Annotated in this window: 13 protein-coding genes; 2 read left to right on the top strand and 11 right to left on the bottom strand. The window is 72.9% G+C overall.

Annotated features, from left to right (window positions below; genetic code table 11):
• Window positions 1-2: 2 nt before the first annotated feature.
• Window positions 3-665: a DUF4142 domain-containing protein gene (locus ACZ6KO_RS04030; RefSeq protein WP_469299641.1), complete on the bottom strand. Its 663-nt coding sequence runs from the start codon at window positions 663-665 to the stop codon at window positions 3-5.
• 310 nt (window positions 666-975) lie between these two features.
• Here ACZ6KO_RS04030 and ACZ6KO_RS04025 point away from each other — a divergent pair, with 310 nt between their 5' ends.
• Window positions 976-1,641, top strand: a complete 666-nt coding sequence (locus ACZ6KO_RS04025; protein ID WP_469299638.1) for a DUF4291 domain-containing protein — start codon at window positions 976-978, stop codon at window positions 1,639-1,641.
• A gap of 1 nt (window position 1,642) precedes the next feature.
• On the opposite strand, the gene ACZ6KO_RS04020 is transcribed toward ACZ6KO_RS04025, so the two are convergent.
• The 10 genes from ACZ6KO_RS04020 to ACZ6KO_RS03975 form a co-directional block, all read right to left on the bottom strand.
• Window positions 1,643-3,313 (bottom strand): AMP-binding protein, encoded by a 1,671-nt coding sequence (locus tag ACZ6KO_RS04020; protein WP_469299636.1) that lies wholly within the window; start codon window positions 3,311-3,313, stop codon window positions 1,643-1,645.
• Window positions 3,314-3,414: 101 nt separating this feature from the next.
• Complete coding sequence (locus ACZ6KO_RS04015; protein WP_469299633.1) at window positions 3,415-3,828, bottom strand: PaaI family thioesterase; 414 nt, start codon at window positions 3,826-3,828, stop codon at window positions 3,415-3,417.
• 61 nt (window positions 3,829-3,889) lie between these two features.
• Window positions 3,890-5,905 carry an oxidoreductase gene (locus tag ACZ6KO_RS04010; RefSeq protein ID WP_469299630.1) on the bottom strand — a complete coding sequence of 672 codons (2,016 nt, stop codon included), beginning with the start codon at window positions 5,903-5,905 and terminating at the stop codon, window positions 3,890-3,892.
• 108 nt (window positions 5,906-6,013) lie between these two features.
• Window positions 6,014-9,106 (bottom strand): alpha-mannosidase, encoded by a 3,093-nt coding sequence (locus tag ACZ6KO_RS04005; RefSeq protein WP_469299627.1) that lies wholly within the window; start codon window positions 9,104-9,106, stop codon window positions 6,014-6,016.
• 82 nt (window positions 9,107-9,188) lie between these two features.
• Complete coding sequence (locus ACZ6KO_RS04000) at window positions 9,189-9,959, bottom strand: carbohydrate ABC transporter permease (protein ID WP_469301528.1); 771 nt, start codon at window positions 9,957-9,959, stop codon at window positions 9,189-9,191.
• 50 nt (window positions 9,960-10,009) lie between these two features.
• On the bottom strand, window positions 10,010-10,882 hold the full coding sequence (locus ACZ6KO_RS03995) for a carbohydrate ABC transporter permease (protein WP_469299624.1): 873 nt from the start codon (window positions 10,880-10,882) through the stop codon (window positions 10,010-10,012).
• 35 nt (window positions 10,883-10,917) lie between these two features.
• Window positions 10,918-12,255, bottom strand: a complete 1,338-nt coding sequence (locus ACZ6KO_RS03990) for an ABC transporter substrate-binding protein (RefSeq protein WP_469299622.1) — start codon at window positions 12,253-12,255, stop codon at window positions 10,918-10,920.
• Window positions 12,256-12,586: 331 nt separating this feature from the next.
• Window positions 12,587-12,952, bottom strand: coding sequence for a hypothetical protein (locus ACZ6KO_RS03985; RefSeq protein ID WP_469299620.1), 366 nt, complete (start codon window positions 12,950-12,952; stop codon window positions 12,587-12,589).
• 167 nt (window positions 12,953-13,119) lie between these two features.
• Window positions 13,120-14,040 carry a serine/threonine dehydratase gene (locus ACZ6KO_RS03980; protein ID WP_469299618.1) on the bottom strand — a complete coding sequence of 307 codons (921 nt, stop codon included), beginning with the start codon at window positions 14,038-14,040 and terminating at the stop codon, window positions 13,120-13,122.
• A gap of 114 nt (window positions 14,041-14,154) precedes the next feature.
• Window positions 14,155-14,796: a TetR/AcrR family transcriptional regulator gene (locus ACZ6KO_RS03975; RefSeq protein ID WP_469299615.1), complete on the bottom strand. Its 642-nt coding sequence runs from the start codon at window positions 14,794-14,796 to the stop codon at window positions 14,155-14,157.
• 171 nt (window positions 14,797-14,967) lie between these two features.
• Here ACZ6KO_RS03975 and ACZ6KO_RS03970 point away from each other — a divergent pair, with 171 nt between their 5' ends.
• Window positions 14,968-16,638 carry a ricin-type beta-trefoil lectin domain protein gene (locus tag ACZ6KO_RS03970; RefSeq protein ID WP_469299612.1) on the top strand — a complete coding sequence of 557 codons (1,671 nt, stop codon included), beginning with the start codon at window positions 14,968-14,970 and terminating at the stop codon, window positions 16,636-16,638.
• Window positions 16,639-16,868: the final 230 nt, after the last annotated feature.

Genomic DNA, 16,868 nt, shown 5'->3' with positions numbered 1-16,868 from the left:
CTTCACTTCGTCGGTCGGGGAACGGTGGGGTTCGGTGCGGTGTCCGCGAGGCCGTCGAAGTCGACCAGACCGGTGGCCTCGAGAACCGAGATGTGGTCCAGGACCGTGGCGTTGGCGTCCGAGGCCAGGGCCCGGACCATGGAGTTGCGGGTCTGTGCGCGGATCTGGGCCACCAGGGCGAAGACCTTGCCGTGGGCGCGCCGCAGCAGCTGGGCGAACAACCGCTCGTACTCGGCGCCCTGCGCCCGGTCCATCTGGTCGAGCCAGCCCTGCTGCTGGTCGGTGGGCCGGGCGGGCAGGTCGATGCCGAGGGCCCCGCCCACCTCCAGGGAGCGCCGGTCCAGTTCGGTGTGGCCGTCGATGAGGTGCTCGCCGGCGGTCCGTACGGAGGGCCGGGTACCGCGCTGCAGGGCCTGGCGGCCGGCGGGCAGCTCCCACAGGCCGGCGAGCCGTACCTTGCGGACGAAGTCCCGGTCCTGGGGGGTGAGGGGTCCGAAGGCCGTGCTCAGGGTTCCGGCGCCGTCGTCGTCGGCGGCCGGGACGGTGGCGGCCGTGGCGGAGCCGCCGCCGAACTTCTGCACGGGGATCAGCAACGCGATCAGCGTGAACGCGAGGGCGCCGATGACGACGGCCGTGCCCACCACATGTCTCGAAGCGAGCGACATGCCGCCGACGGCCGACCTGCGCAATGACAGCACTGTGCCTCCTTGCTACGCGCCGGGTGCTCCTGCACCTGCGGGTGGCAGGGACGTTAGTGGCGGTTGTGGTACCCGAACCGAAGGACCATCACGAACGGACAAACATCCGGGCGAGGCCCCGAAACGCTGCTACGGTGCGCCCGACCGCCGGACGCCCCCGGGCCTGCCGGCCTGCCCCCGGCCGTAATCCGTTCGAGGTCGGGGCGCGTTCTTGCGAGACTCCGTGCAGGAGTCCGGGCCGCAGGAAGAGCCGGGGCCCGGCCCGGAGGACAGGTACGTGACGGTGAACCAGATCGCGGCGGCGGCGCACGCCGTCCGCCCGGCGCGCGAGGTCCGTGCTCGGTTCGACGACGAGACAATCACCGTGTACCAGGCGTACGCCGCGCGGATCGCGGTACCGGCACTGGCCGCGGGGACCTTCGTGGATCCCTTCAAGCGCGCCCGCATGACGTGGATCAAGCCGTCGTTCCTGTGGATGATGTACCGCGCCGGGTGGGGCCGGAAGCCGGACCAGGAGCGGATCCTGGCCATCGACATCACGCGCCGCGGCTTCGAGGAGGCGCTGTCGCAGGCGGTCCTGAGCCACTTCGACCGGTCGCGGCACGCGACGCGGGAGGAGTGGAGCGCGGCCGTGCGCTCCAGCCCGGTCCGCGTCCAGTGGGACCCCGAGCGGGACCTGTCGCTGAACCCGCTGCCGCACCGCGCGATCCAGATCGGGCTGTCGGGGACGGCCGTCGACCGGTACGTGGAGGACTGGATCACCGGCATCCGGGACGTGACGACGACCGCGCACGAGATCCACGCGGCGGTCCGCTCCGGCGACCTGTCCGCGGCGGCGTCCCTGCTCCCCCGCGAACGCCCCTACCCGCTGCCCGCGCCGCTCGCCGGACAGGTCGGCGAGCAGGTCGCCGGACCGGTCACCGAGGCGGTCGCCGGTCCCTGACCTAGCGGTCCGCCAGGCCCAGGATGCCGATGGCCCGTTCCCGCATCTCGACCTTGCGGATCTTGCCGGTGACCGTCATCGGGAACTCGTCGACGACGTGCACGTAGCGCGGGATCTTGAAGTGGGCGAGGCGGCCGGAGCAGAACGCGTGGACGGCCTCGGCGGTGAGCGGCACGGCGCCGTCCCGCATGCGCAGCCAGGCCATCAGCTCCTCGCCGTACCGGGCGTCGGGAACGCCGATCACCTGGACGTCGAGGATGTCCGGGTGGGCGTGCAGGAACTCCTCGATCTCGCGCGGGTAGAGGTTCTCCCCGCCCCGGATCACCATGTCCTTGATGCGTCCGGTGATGCTGAGGTAGCCGTCGTCGTCCATGACCGCGAGGTCGCCCGTGTGCATCCAGCGCGCGGCGTCGACGGCCTCGGCGGTCTTCTCCGGCTCGCCCCAGTAGCCGAGCATGACCGAGTAGCCGCGGGTGCACAGTTCGCCCGGCTCGCCCCGGGGCACGGTCCGGCCGGTGTCCGGGTCGACCACCTTGACCTCCAGGTGCGGGCCCACCCGGCCGACGGTGGAGACCCGGCGTTCGACGGTGTCGTCGGCGCGGGTCTGGGTGGAGACCGGCGAGGTCTCCGTCATGCCGTAGCAGATGGACACCTCCGTCATGCCCATCCGTTCGATGACCTCCTTCATCACCTCGATCGGGCAGGGCGAGCCCGCCATGATCCCGGTCCGCAGACTGGAGAGGTCGTAGGAGTCGAAGCGGGGGTGGGCCAGTTCGGCGATGAACATGGTGGGCACGCCGTAGAGCGAGGTGCAGGATTCCGCCGCGACCGTGGCCAAGGTGGCCTCGGGTTCGAAGGACGGCGCCGGGATCACGATGGCCGCGCCGTGACTGGTGCAGGCCAGGTTTCCCATGACCATGCCGAAGCAGTGGTAGAAGGGCACCGGGACGCAGACCCGGTCGCGCTCGGTGTAGTGGCACAACTCGCCCACGAAGTAACCGTTGTTGAGGATGTTGTGGTGCGAGAGGGTGGCGCCCTTGGGGAAGCCGGTGGTCCCCGACGTGTACTGGATGTTGATCGGGTCGTCCGGGCTCAGTTCCTCCTGCGCGCGGGCGAGGACGGCGGGGTCGGCCCGCCGGCCGGTGGCCAGCAGGGCGTCCCAGCCCGCGGAGCCGAGCAGCACGACGTGCTCCAGCGCCGGGCAGCGCGGCCCGACCTCGTCGATCATGCCGGCGTAGTCGGAGGTCTTGAACGTCTCGGCGGCCGCGAGCAGCCGGATCCCGGACTGGCGCAGTACGTACTCCAGCTCGTGCGAGCGGTAGGCCGGGTTGACGGTGACCAGCACGGCGCCGATCTTGGCGGTGGCGTACTGGACCAGCGCCCACTCGGCGCAGTTGGGCGCCCAGATCCCGACCCGGTCGCCCCGGGCGATGCCGAGGTCCAGCAGACCGAGCGCGAGCGCGTCGACGTCGGCGGCCAGTTCGGCGTACGTCCAGCGGCGCCCGGTGGCGGCCTCGATCAGCGCGTCGCGCCCGGGGAAGGCCCGGACCGTCCGGTCGAGGTCGGCTCCGATCGTGTCGCCCAGCAGCGGCACTGCGGAGGCTCCGGACGCGTAGCTCGGCGCGGTCGACACGACGTACCTCCTGGGACGGGGCTGCGGCAGCCCCACCATGATCCTCGTCCGGCGGACCGGCCACTACCCCCCGGACGGAGGAGGGCCGAAGCCGAGGAAGACCGTCTCGCGCGGCCCCGCGACCCGCGGCCCCGCGGGGCTCAGCCCAGCAGGGCGTACACGGTGGAGGCCTTCGCCGCCGGGGCGTCGTCGCCCTCGGCCGTCAGGGTGACGTCCGCGAAGGCCATGCGGCGCCCGAGTTTGGTGACGGTCACCTCGATCAGGACGTCCGAGCCGGTCACCGGCCGCTGGAAGCTCGTGGACTGCTGGACGGTGGTCATCGGGCCGTACGCGCCGCGGGCCGCGGAGATGGCGATCACCGTGGCGGTGTCGGCGGCCGCCATCATCGCCTGCCCGGACAGGCCGCCGCCGTCCCGGGCGAGCGTGTCGGACCAGGGCAGGCGCAGCACGGCGTGGCGTTCGCCGGTCTCCTGGACGGTCAGGCCCAGGGCCAGGACCCACGGGGCGAAGTTGTCGGCGAGGATCTTGTCGGCGTCTGCGGGAGTCAGCGTCACACGCGCGATTGTGACCCCCGGACGGGCCGCCGACAACACCCCCGGCGCCCGGCTCCGTCTCTCAGAGCGTCGCGGCCAGTTCCGTGCCCTGGCGGATCGCCCGCTTCGCGTCCAGTTCCGCGGCCACGTCCGCGCCGCCGATCAGGTGGGCCTCGACGCCGGCGGCGCGCAGCTCGTCGTACAGGCCGCGGCGCGGCTCCTGGCCGGTGCAGAGCACGACGGTGTCGGCGGGGATCAGCCGCCGCTCGCCGTCGACGGTGATGTGCAGGCCCTCGTCGTCGATGCGGTCGTACGTCGCGCCGGCGACGCTGACCACGCCGCGGTGCTTGAGCTCGGCGCGGTGGATCCAGCCGGTGGTGACGCCGAGGCCGGCGCCGACCTTGGTGGTCTTGCGCTGGAGCAGGTGGACCTGGCGGGGCGGCGCCGGGCGCTCGGGGGCGGCCAGCCCGCCGGGGCCGGTGTAGGAGGTGTCGACGCCCCAGTGACGGAAGTAGACCTCCGGGTCCTGGGCGGCGCCCTCACCGCTGTCGGTGAGGTACTCGGCGACGTCGAAGCCGATGCCGCCGGCGCCGAGGACCGCGACGCGCTCGCCGACGGGGGCGCCGTCGCGCAGGACGTCGAGGTAGCTGACCACGCGCTCGTGGCCGACGCCGTCGATGTCCGGGATGCGCGGGGTGACGCCGGTGGCGACGACGACCTCGTCGTAGCCGGCGAGGGCGGCGACGTCGGCGCGGGTGTTCAGGCGGACCTCGATGCCGCACTCCTCCAGCCGGCTGCCGAAGTAGCGGATGGTCTCGTTGAACTCCTCCTTGCCCGGGATGCGGCGCGCGATGTCCAGCTGGCCGCCGATGTGCCCGGCGGCCTCGAACACGGTGACGGTGTGGCCGCGTTCGGCGGCCGAGACAGCGCAGGCCAGGCCGGCGGGGCCGGCGCCGACGACGGCGACGGTCTTCTTGAGCCGGGTGGGGGCGAGGACGAGCTCGGTCTCGTGGCAGGCCCGCGGGTTGACCAGGCAGGAGGTGATCCGGCCGCTGAAGGTGTGGTCGAGGCAGGCCTGGTTGCAGCCGATGCAGGTGTTGATGGTGGCGGGGCGGCCGGCCTGCGCCTTGGCGACGAAGTCGGCGTCGGCGAGGAAGGGGCGGGCCATCGACACCAGGTCCGCGCGGCCCTCGGCGAGCACCTGCTCGGCGGTCTCGGGGGTGTTGATGCGGTTGCTGGTGACGAGCGGTACGGAGACCGCGCCCATCAGGCGCTGGGTGACCCAGGTGTAGGCGCCGCGCGGGACGGAGGTGGCGATGGTGGGGATACGGGCCTCGTGCCAGCCGATGCCCGTGTTGATGATGGTCGCGCCGGCCGCCTCGATCTCCTTGGCGAGGTGGACGACCTCGTCGAGGGTGGAGCCGCCCGGGACCAGGTCCAACATGGAGAGCCGGTAGATCAGGATGAAGTCCTCGCCGACGGCCTCACGGGTGCGGCGGACGATCTCCAGCGGGAAGCGGACCCGGTTCTCGTAGCTGCCGCCCCAGCGGTCCTCGCGCCGGTTGGTGGCGGCGGCGATGAACTCGTTGATCAGGTAGCCCTCGGAGCCCATGATCTCGACACCGTCGTAGCCGGCGAGCCGGGCCAGGCGGGCGGCGCGGACGAAGTCCTCGACGGTCTCCTCGACCTCGTCGTCGGTCAGCGCGTGCGGGACGAAGGGGCTGATGGGGGCCTGGAGGGCGCTGGGGGCGACGAGGTCCTTGTGGTAGGCGTACCGGCCGAAGTGCAGGATCTGCATGGCGATCTTGCCGCCGGCGGCGTGCACGGCGTCGGTGATCAGCCGGTGCTCCTCGGCCTCCGCCTCGGTGGTGAGCCGGGAGCCGCCCTCGAGGGGGCGGCCCCGGTCGTTGGGGGCGATGCCGCCGGTGACGATGAGCCCGACCCCGCCGCGCGCCCGCTCGGCGTAGAAGGCGGCGAGCCGCTCGAAGCCGCGCTCGTGCTCCTCCAGCCCGGTGTGCATCGACCCCATGATCACGCGGTTGGGCAGGGTGGTGAAGCCGAGGTCCAGGGGGCTCAGCAGGTGCGGGTACTGGCTCATCGGGGCTCCTCGTCACACAGGTGGGGTCCCCCCTGTTGTAGCGAGCGCGGACCCCTTTTGCAACTAAGTGCATAATCGAGTGGGCGAGGTCACCACGCCCCCTTCCCGTCACACCCCCGGCCGGACCAGGCGCAGGGTGAGGATCTGGAACGGGCGCAGGGTCAGGGTCACCCGGGAGGGCGGGGGTGACGTGTCGGCGGCGGTCGTGGGGCCGGCGGGCGGGAGCGGGCCCACCGCGGGGGGCGGGCCGGTGGGGGTGGGTTCCACCGGGCGTTCCAGGAGGTCGCACTCGACCGCCGACGTGACGGCGAAGCCCGGGGTCAGGGTCGCGCGGGCGCGGCCGCCGCGGGACTCGTACAGCCGGACGATCACGTCGCCGCCGCGGTCCTCGGCCAGTTTGACCGCCTCGACGACCACCGCGTCGTCGTCCACCGTGACCAGGGGCTCGACCGGTCCGGCGCCCCGGACTGTGCGCTCGGGCAGGTTCAGCCAGTGGCCCTCGCGGACCGCGTCGCCGATGTCCGCGCCCGGGGCCAGCGCGTAGCGCAACGTGTGGGTGCCCTGGTCGGTCTCGGGGTCGGGGTAGCGCGGGGCACGCAGCAGGGAGAGCCGGACCGTGGTGGTCTGGCCGCCGTCGGGCCGCATGTCCCGGGTGACGTCGTGGCCGTAGGTGGAGTCGTTGACCAGGGCGATCCCCCAGCCGGGCTCGGCCACCCGGATCCAGCGGTGGGCGCAGATCTCGAATTTGGCCGCCTCCCACGAGGTGTTGGTGTGGGTGGCCCGGTGGACGTGCCCGAACTGCGTCTCGGACGCGGAGCGTTCGGCCTTCACGTCCAGCGGGAAGGTGGCCTTGAGCAGCTTCTCGCCCTCGTGCCAGTCCACCTCCGTGACGATGTCGAGCGTCCGCGCGCCGGCCCGCAGGGTCAGGGACTGGACGGCCTTCGACGCGCCGAAGGAGCGGGTGACGGTGACCGTGGCCGCCTCCGCGCCCGCCTCGGTGACCTCCATCGCGTCCAGGTCCACCAGGTCGGTGACGTTGTGGCGGTAGAAGGCGTCGATGTCCCAGGCGTCCCACATGTTGGGGAAGTCGGGGTGGATCTGGAGCAGGTTCGCGGCCGAGCCCGGCGCGACCGCCTCGCGGCCGGCCGCCAGGTCGTACGCGGAGACCACCAGCCCCCGGCCGTCGATCTCCACCAGCAGCCGGCCGTTGGCGAGCACGTGTCCGCCGCCGTGCCGCTCCTCCACCGTCACGGGCGTCGTCCCGGCACCGGGCCGGCGGACCGTGCCCGCGCCGCCCGCCGGGACGCCGCGCCGGGTGTGCGGGGCGCAGTTGAAGACCAGCTCGGTCCGGCCCTGCCCGGCGAGCGCGATCTGGGCCGCCAGGGTGATCGCGGTGAGCTCCTCGCGTACGGTCGCGTACGTCGCCCGCGCCTCGCGGTGCACCCAGGCGATGGACGAGCCGGGCAGGATGTCGTGGAACTGGTGCAGCAGCACCGTCTTCCAGATCCGCTCCAGGTCCTCGTACGGGTACGCGTACCCCGCCACCCGGACGGCCGCCGTCGCCGCCCACAGCTCCGCCTCCCGCAGCAGTGACTCGCTGCGCCGGTTGCCCTGCTTGGTCTTCGCCTGCGAGGTGTACGTACCGCGGTGCAGCTCCAGGTAGAGCTCGCCGGCCCAGACCGGCGCGTCCGGGTACTCGGCCTGCGCCCGTGCGAAGAACGCCGACGGCCGTTCGATGTCCACCCGCGGCGAGCCCTCCAGGTCCCGCTGGCGCCGGGCGCGCGCCAGGTGTTCGCGGGTGGGGCCGCCGCCGCCGTCGCCCCAGCCGAAGGGCGCCAGCGAGGACGAGGCCCGGCCCTTCTCGCGGTAGCCGCGGGCGGCGTGGGCGAGCTGGGCCCCGCCGAGGTCGCCGTTGTAGGTGTCGACGGGCGGGAAGTGGGTGAAGACCCGGGTCCCGTCGATGCCCTCCCACCAGAAGGTGTGGTGGGGGAAGGTGTTCACCTGCGACCAGGAGATCTTCTGGGTCAGGAACCACCGGGACCCGGACAGCTTCACGATCTGCGGCATCGCGGCCGTGTAGCCGAAGGAGTCGGGCAGCCAGACCTCCTGCGTGTCGATGCCGAACTCGTCCCGGAAGAACTTCTTCCCGTACAGGAACTGCCGGGCCATCGCCTCGCCGCCGACCATGTTGGTGTCGGACTCCACCCACATCCCGCCGACCGGCACGAACTGCCCGTCGGCCACCTTCTTCTTGATCCGTTCGAAGAGCTCGGGCCGGTAGGTCTTCATCCAGTCGAGCTGCTGCGCCTGGGACATCGCGAAGACGAAGTCGGGGTGCTCGTCCATCAGGGCGAGCACGTTCGACGTGGTCCGCGCCACCTTGCGGACCGTCTCGCGCAGCGGCCACAGCCACGCCGAGTCGATGTGCGCGTGGCCGACCGCGCTGATCCGGTGCGCGGAGCCGGCGGCGGGGGCGGCCAGCACCCCGGCGAGCCGCTCCCGGGCGGCGGCCGCCGTGCCCGGGACGTCGCCCAGGTCGAGCGCGTCCAGCGCCCGCTCGCTCGCGCGCAGGATCTCGTGGCGCCGGGCGTCCTCCACCGGCAGCTGCGTCATCAGCTCGTACAGCACCTCCAGGTCCTGGACGAGCTCCCAGACCCCGGTTTCGAACACGGCCAGGTCCATCCGGGCCAGCCGGTACAGCGGCTCCGTCCCGCTGGTGCGCCGGTCGCCCTCGTACGTCGGCCGGTGGTCGACCAGGACCGGGTTGGAGGCGGCCTCGACGTACCACTCGACGCGCTCGCCGCCCTCGGCCCGGTCGGCCACGCGCACCCAGGCGCTGTACGGGTTGAGGGCCTTGATCTCGCTGCCGTCGGCCCGGTGGACCAGGCCCTCGCACTGGAAGCCCGGCATCATCGCGTCGAAGCCGAGGTCGAGGACGGCCTCGACGGTGCGCCCCGCCCAGGCGGCGGGGACGGCGCCGGTGACCCGGAACCAGGTGGTGCCCCACGCCGGGCCCCAGGTCTCGCCGACCGCGCAGGGCTCGTACGGCGCGGCCAGGCCCTCGGCCACGGGCACGGGTTCGCCCGGGGCCTGCCAGCGCTCGACGGTCAGCGGGACGCGGGGCCCGTGGACGGCGGGCTTGATGCGCTCGGCCAGGACGCGGCGCAGGCGGTGCTCGGTGATGCTGCGGTCGTCATGCATGGCGGCTGCTCCAGGGAGGCGAGGAGTCCGGAGAAGGGCAGGGGCGGGGCGGGTGGCGGGGCAGGGGGCTCGGCGGGTGGTCTCAGATCTTGACGGCTCCCTCCCCGACGCCCTTGAAGAAGAACCGCTGGAGGAGGAGGAAGAGCAGCATCATCGGCAGCAGCGCGGACATGGCGCCGGCCGCGATCAGCCGCTGGTCGTTGACGGTGGTCGCGCCCGCCAGGGTCTTCAGTCCGAGTTGCAGCGTGTAGTGGTCGCTGTCGGTCAGCACCAGCAGCGGCCACAGGAAGTCGTCCCAGGCACCCATGAAGCTGGTGATGCATACGACGGCCAGCGCGCCCCTTGCCCCGGGCAGGAAGACCCGGGTGAACCGGGTCCACTCGTTCGCGCCGTCCAGCACGGCGGCCTCCTCGAGCTCCTTCGGCACGGCGAGGAAGGCCGCCCGCATGACCATGATGTTCAGGACGGACACCGCGCCGGGCAGCCACACGCCGATCAGGGTGTCGACCAGACCCATGTCGCGGACGGTCAGGAACATCGAGATCATGACGGACTCGAAGGGGAACATCAGGGTCGCGACCAGCACCGTGAACACGGCCCTGCGGCCCGGCCAGGCGGCGCGCGAGAGGGCGTAGCCGCCCATCGCCGCGAACACCAGGTTCGAGGTGACGGCGAGCGCGGCCACCGTGAGGGTGTTGCCGGCGTACGTCAGCAGCGGGAAGGACTCCGCGACGCGGACGTAGTTGTCGAGGGTGGGCCGCGCCGGGAGGATCCCGTCGTAGACGTTCTCGCCGCGGCCGCGCAGGGAGGTCAGGAACTGCCATACGAGGGGGCCGAGCATGACGACCAGCATCAGCAGCAGGGTCAGGTAGCGGACGGCCGGTCCGAGCCGGCGCCGGCGGCTCACGCCTCGTCCCCCTTCGACAGCCGGTGCCCCAGCAGGCTGAAGACCAGCGTGAGCAGGAACAGCAGCAGGGACAGGGCGGCGGCGTAACCGGTCTCGCCCGCGAAGCCGAGGCCGACCTGCCGGATGAGGAACGGCAGCGTACGGGCGCCGCCACCGGGGCCGCCGCTCTCGCCGCCGAGGATGTAGATCTCGGTGAAGACGCGCAGCGCGGAGATCGCCGACAGGGTGCCCACCAGCAGCATCATCGGCTTGACCTGGGGGACGGTGATGCTGAAGAAGCGGCGGACGGGCCCGGCGCCGTCCAGGGCGGCGGCCTCGTACAGGGAGACGGGGACGTTCCCGAGGGCTGCGAGGTAGAAGACCATGTAGTAGCCGAGGCCCTTCCACACGGTGACGATCATCGCGGAGAACAGCAGCATGGTGGAGTCGGTCAGGAAGGGGATGGGCTCCGAGACGATGCGCAGCCGCAGGAAGACGGTGTTGACCAGGCCGTCGCTGCGCAGCACCCACTGCCAGATCAGGCCGACGACGACGGCCGAGGCGATGACCGGGGTGTAGAACGCGGACCGGAAGAGCCCGATGCCGGGGACCTTCGTGCGGACCAGGACGGCGAGGGCCAGCGGCAGCAGCACCAGTGCCGGGACCACGACCACCAGGTACAGCACGCTGTTGCCGGCTGCGGTCCAGAAGTCGGGGTCGGCCAGCGCCCGGCGGTAGTTCGCCAGGCCGACGAAGCCGCCGCCGCGCAGGATCTGCGCGTCGGTGAGGGAGAGGATGACGGTGTTGACGAACGGCCAGAGGCTGAACAGCACCACGAGGCCCAGGCCGGGGGCGAGGAACAGGTAGGGGACCCACCACCTGCGGTGCACGAGGCCGGTGTCGGCCCCCAGGGGCGTGCGCGCGGTCACGAGCGGCCGGCGCCGGCCCGCAGCAGCCGGTTCGCCTCCTCCTGGGCCTTCTTCACCGCCGTCCGCGCGTCCTGCTCCCCCGTGATGGCCTTCTGCACCTCGCGGACGACCGCGTCGCCGACCTGATTGGTCCACTGCACGGGGGTGTTGGCGTCGAGCTGGGCGCCGCGCAGCTGTTCGGCGCCGATCGCGCGGGCGAGGGTCTCGGCGTCCGTGCCGTCGCCCCGGTCCGAGAAGTACGGGTCGTCCAGGCCCTTGGCGTTCGAGGGGTAGATGGTGGCCTGCTTCGAGAAGGCCACCTGGTTGGGGCCGTTGGTGACCCATTTGGCGAACTCGGCGGCGGCGTCGGGATGCCGGGTGTCCTTGCGGATGCCGAGGGACTGGGCGTAGATCCCGATGTGGCCGAGGGTGCCGGTGACGGCGCCGGCGACGTGGGTGTCGGCGTAGATCTGCGGGGCGTTGCGCTTGATGTCCTTGACGAAGCCCGGGGAGCCGGGGCCGAAGACGAGTTTGCCGCCGCCGTAGAGCTGGTTGACGTCGTCGGCCTTGAGCAGCGATTCCCTGGGCATGGCGCCGGCGGCGTAGAGCTTCTTCATCCGCTCCACCCACGCCACGGCCGCCTCGGTGCCGAAGGTGAACGCGTCCGCGCGGGCGTTGAGGATCGGGATGCCCATCTTCTGCCAGTCCCCGGGCAGCCGGCCCTTGGGGTCGGCCATGAACGCGGCGTACCGGCCGCCGGAGGTGGCGGCGATCCGCTCGGCGTAGTCGAAGAACTGCTCGACGCTGGTCGGCGGCCGGTTCACGTCCAGGCCGGCCTTCGCGAAGAGCTGCTTGTTGTAGGTGAGGATCTCCGGGGTCACGTACCAGGGGTACGCGTAGACGCTCTCGCCCCTGCCGGGGAGCTTGAACTGCTCCCAGGCGCCCGGGACGTAGTCCCCGGCGGCCCCGGGGTCGAGCCGGGCGACGTCGGCGAGCATGCCGCGGTCGCCGAGCAGCTGGAAGGAGTCGGTGGAGAGGTTGACGACGTCCGGCAGGGCCCCGGCCTGCGCGTCGGCGACGAGCTTCTCGTTGTAGCCGTCGCCGGGGACGTCCTCCCACACGACCTCGACGCCCGGGTACTTCTTCTCGAACGCGTCGATGACGCCCTGGACGTATCCGGTGAACGTGGGCTTCAGCTGGAGCGTGCGGAACGTGATCTTTCCCGCCACCTCGCCCGTTCTGCGGGCCTCGGGCACCTCCTGCCCGCTCCCGCCGACCCCGCAGGCCGAACCGGCCAGCAGGACGCCGGCCACCAGGGTGGTGAGGGCCGTACGGGACACCGTGGAACGAGTCATCGTCAGCCGCCTTGGAGGAGTCCCGGCCCCGCTGCCGGAAGGGCGCGGACCACGGTGTCCGCAAAGCGGGATGCCGTCAATGCGGCAGGCGCTCGCGCTGGCCGACACCGGCTCGGTCACCGGCCGCGGACGGCGGATTGCACGGCCCGCGGACCCGCCCGACGGCCATGCCGGCGACCTGGGCTGATGCGCTTTAGTCGCAAAGCCCCGGGCGGCGGGCCCGATTCCCCGCGGAACCGGTCCCGCCGCCCGAGGTTGACTTCTTATCGACGGTCCGGGAAAGCGTGCACTAATACGCTTTAGCTCCCGGCGGCTGCGGCTTCTGCCGCTCCTACTGCATGGCGTACTGGACCTTCTCCGCGAGCTTCCCGTCCTTGTAGCAGAACCGGAAGACCGTCTCCTTGCCGCCCTTGGGGTCCGCGCTGGAGATGAACCACGAGCAGGTCGCACCGGCCGGCTCGGCCGGACCGCCGTCCTTGAGGGCGGACTTGATGAAGGTCTCGCCGGTCGGGAGTTTGCCCCGGACCTCGCTCTCGGCGTCGCCGGTCTTGACCGCCTCGTAGACGGCGGGGTCGACGAGGGTCTTGTCGGCGGCGTCCAGGACGGCCCCGACACCGAAGACCAGAGCCACGACGATGCCGATGAGGGCCACCAGCCCCACGCCGCATCCGATCAAGCACCCCTTGCGCTGCGCCACGCCCGTTCCTCCATGCCCTGCACTGCTGCGATCTGCTGACGATCAGACCTTCGCAGGGGGGCGGGGCGCCGCGCTGTCCTCCAAAGTCGTGCGCCGTACCGACGATCGTCGCCCGGGTACGGGCGGTGCCGGTGCCGCCGGACGGTCCCTACAGGCGCTACAGGGCGCTACAGGTCTGAGGGATCGGTGTTGGCGCCGCACAGGACGACGGCGACCCGCTTGCCCAGGGATCCGGGGGCCTCGCGCAGGGCCGCGAGGGCGGTGGCGGCGCCGGCCTCGACCACGATCCGGTGCTCCTCCCACAGCGCGCGCCGGGCGGCGGCGACGGCGGGGTCCGGGACCAGGACCGACACCACGTCCGCGTGCCGGGCCGCGGCCAGGGCGTCCGCCGAGACCCGGGTCGCGCCCAGGGAGTCCGAGGCGATCGAGTCGACGGTGACGTCCACGGGCCGGCCGGCCTCCAGGGCAGCGTTCAGGGCCCGGCAGTTCTCGGGCTCGGCCGCGACCACCCGTATGCCGTGCGCGCGGGCGGCGGTGGCCACCCCGGCGAACAGCCCGCCGCCGCCCACCGCGACGACCACGGTGTCCAGGTCCGGCAGGCCGGCGCGGATCTCCTCGAGGAGGGTGCCCGCGCCGGCGGCGACGAGCGGGTGGTCGTACGCGTGGCTGCCGAGCGCCCCGCTGCGCGCGGCGAACTCCTCACAGGCGGCCTGCGCCTCGGCGTACCGCTCCCCCGCCAGTCGTACGTCGGCCCCGTAGCCGCTCAGCCGGTCGACCTTCACGCGCGGGGCGGTCACCGGGAGGAAGACGGTGGCGGGGATGCCGTGGGCGCGGGCCGCCCAGGCGCAGGCGAGGCCCGCGTTGCCGCCCGAGGCAATGGTGACGCCCGCGTCGGGGAGGGCGCCGGCCGCGCGGTGGGCGGCGAGGAAGTTGGCGGCGCCGCGCGCCTTGAAGGAGCCGGTGTGCTGGAGGAATTCCAGGGCGTACCGGACTCCGTCGGCGGCGGGCGCGAGGGCCACGGGGCGGATGTGTCCGGCGATCCGGTCGGCGGCGGCGCGTACGGCGGCGTGGTCGAGCTGCTGTTCCATCGGAGGACTCCACTTCGCGAAACGGGCGGGACGGGCAGGACGGGCGGGACGGGCAGGGCCCGCGGGGCGGCGCCGGGGCGACCGCCCCGGTGCGCACGCCGGGGTCCGCGGCGGTCAGCGGGCCGGGCGGGCGGCCTCGATGAGCTGGCGCAGGGCGCCGTAGTACACCTCGTGATCGGTCAGCGGCGGCAGTACGGCGGCCGTCTCGCCGCCGAGTACGGGGAACTCGGCCGGGTCGAGGGCGGCCAGGGCGGCGCGCGAGGCGGCGGTGACGGCGGCCGGGTCGCGGTGGTCGACGAACGCGGCGCTGCCGAGGGTGAGCAGGTACATCCGCCGGTACGCGGTCATGGCCTCGGCCGGGGTCATCCCGGCGGCGATGCTGTCGGCGAGTGCGGGTTCGACCAGGCGGGCGAGCAGCTGCCGGCCGAGCCAGGGGCGGCCGCCGCGCAGCACGAGCAGTCCGGGGTGGGCGGTGAGCAGCTGGTACAGGCGGGTGAAGCGCCGTTCGGTGGCCTCGGCCCAGTCGGTCCCGGCGGGCACCTCGGGGAGCCGGCCGGCGAGGTGTTCGGTGCACAGGTCCAGCAGGCCCGCGAGGTCTCCGCAGCGGCGCTGGACGGTGGCGTGCGAGACGTCGAGCCGGTCGGCGAGGGCGCGGAAGCTCAGGGCGTCCGGCCCTTCCTCGTCGATGAGGCGCAGGGCGGCCACCGCGATCGCCTCGGGGGTGGCGCGGTCCAGGGCGGCTGATCTCCTCGGCATGAGATACACCGTAACATACGACGTATCATCCTCTCCCCCCTCACCGCGACCGCACCCATATTGCTGGTCATGGCGGCACAAAACACCCTCCCGCGTTGACAGGGAGTAGCCGGACCGGTGCACTGAGCGAACAACAGCCCGTCGGTACGCCCCCCACGTCAAGGAGTCCTCGTGCCGCCTCGCCTGCGCGCGCTTCCCTGCCTGACCGCGTCCGCCCTGCTCGCCGTGGCGCTGGCCGCCGCCCCCTCGGTCGCGGAGCCCACCGCCACCTCGGACACCCCGCTCGCCCTCACCCCGCCGATGGGCTGGAACAACTGGGCGCACTACATGTGCGACATCGACGAGCGGAAGGTCGTCGCGAACGCCGACGCGCTCGTGTCCACGGGGCTCGCCGCCAAGGGCTACGACACGGTGACCGTCGACGACTGCTGGATGGAGAAGCAGCGCGACGCCGACGGCAACCTGGTCGTCGACCGGACGAAGTTCCCGCACGGCATGGCCTGGCTCGGCGACTACCTGCACGCCAAGGGGCTGAAGTTCGGCATCTACGAGGACGCCGGCTTCCTGACCTGCGAGCGCTATCCCGGCAGCGGCACCCCCGACGGCGGCGGGCAGGACCACTTCGCCCAGGACGCACGGCTGTTCGCGTCCTGGAAGGTGGACTACGTCAAAATGGACGGCTGCAACATGTGGGTGCCGCCGGGCCGGACGAAGGAACAGGCCTACCGCACCGCGTACGAGGCGGTCGCCCGGGCCCTGCGCGACACCGGCCGGCCCATGGTCCTGTCGGCTTCGGCGCCCGCGTACTTCCAGCAGGGCGAGTGGGGCGGCTCCGACTGGCACAAGGTGCTCGGCTGGGTCGGGCAGAGCGGCCAGCTGTGGCGCGAGGGCCGTGACATCAAGGTCTACCAGCCGGCCGCGCCCGCGACCTCGCGCTGGAGCTCGGTGCTCGGCAACTACGGCTACAACCGCTGGCTCACCCGCTACGCGGGCCCCGGCAACTGGAACGACCCCGACTTCCTGATCGCCGGGGCGCCCGGCCTGACCGACGCCGAGTCCCGCAGCCAGGTCGCACTGTGGGCGATGATGGCGGCCCCGTTCATCCTCTCCTCGGACGTCTCCCGGCTCACGCCCGGCGGCCTCGCCGCCCTCGGCAACACCGACCTGATCGCCCTCGACCAGGACCCCCTGGGCCGCCAGGGCGCGGTGGTCTCCGCCGACGGCGGCTCCGACGTCCTGGTACGTCCGCTGGCGGGCGGCCACCGCGCCGTCGCCGTGCTCAACCGGACGTCCGCCGCCCGGGACGTGTCGGTGGCGCTGGCCGACATCGGGCTGCGCGCCTGCACGGTGACCGCGAAGAACCTCTGGACCGGCCGGAGCGCCGAGGTCTCCAGCACGCTGACGGCGACGGTGGCCGCGCACGACACGGTGGTGTGGCGGCTGACCCCGCACGGCTGCGCGCAGCCGGTGGCCACCGGGCAGATCACCGGCGACGGCGTCCGGTGCCTCGACGGCCAGAACACCACCGGCGTGGGCGCGGTGGTGCTCTCCGCGTGCACGGGCGGCTCGGACCAGCGCTGGACCCTGGGCGAGGACTCCTCGCTGCGGCTCGGGGACGAGTGCCTCTCGGCCGGCGAGGGCGGCACGGTCGAGCTCGCCGCGTGCGCGGGCGGACAGGACGGTCAGCGCTGGACGGCGCTGCGCAACGGCACGCTGATGGAGGACGTGGGCGGGCAATGCCTGCGGGCCCCGGCGGCCGGCGCGACCGGATCCGCGGCCCGGCTGAGCCTGGCCGCGTGCGGCGACCACCAGGTGGACCAGCTCTGGGCACTGCCGGTCTGACGGCCGCGCCGGACGCCCGTCCCCCGCGCCGGAAGCCGGGTCCGCCGCGCCGCAAGCCGGGTCCCCCGCGCCGGAAGCCGGGAAAGATCACCCTCCCGTGGGAATCCGGGCACTCGTGAGGGCGACAGCGCCCCGGGCGGTTGGCGCCCGGGGCGGGGTACTCGGTTCACTGACCAGGTGTTGACCAGGGGCGGTCTCCGGAGGGATCCGGCGGCCGCCCCTTGCGATGC

The sequence above is a fragment of the Streptomyces sp. NPDC042102 genome, assembly GCF_055582305.1.
This window is presented reverse-complemented; position numbering and strand designations above follow the sequence as displayed.

Coding starts and splice junctions, on each gene's coding strand:
- ACZ6KO_RS04030 (WP_469299641.1), bottom strand. CDS start 665: ATGTCGCTCGCTTCGAGACATGTGGTGGGCACGGCCGTCGTCATCGGC.
- ACZ6KO_RS04020 (WP_469299636.1), bottom strand. CDS start 3,313: ATGGTGGGGCTGCCGCAGCCCCGTCCCAGGAGGTACGTCGTGTCGACC.
- ACZ6KO_RS04010 (WP_469299630.1), bottom strand. CDS start 5,905: ATGAGCCAGTACCCGCACCTGCTGAGCCCCCTGGACCTCGGCTTCACC.
- ACZ6KO_RS04005 (WP_469299627.1), bottom strand. CDS start 9,106: ATGCATGACGACCGCAGCATCACCGAGCACCGCCTGCGCCGCGTCCTG.
- ACZ6KO_RS04000 (WP_469301528.1), bottom strand. CDS start 9,959: ATGCTGGTCGTCATGCTCGGCCCCCTCGTATGGCAGTTCCTGACCTCC.
- ACZ6KO_RS03990 (WP_469299622.1), bottom strand. CDS start 12,255: ATGACTCGTTCCACGGTGTCCCGTACGGCCCTCACCACCCTGGTGGCC.
- ACZ6KO_RS03980 (WP_469299618.1), bottom strand. CDS start 14,040: ATGGAACAGCAGCTCGACCACGCCGCCGTACGCGCCGCCGCCGACCGG.
- ACZ6KO_RS03975 (WP_469299615.1), bottom strand. CDS start 14,796: ATGCCGAGGAGATCAGCCGCCCTGGACCGCGCCACCCCCGAGGCGATC.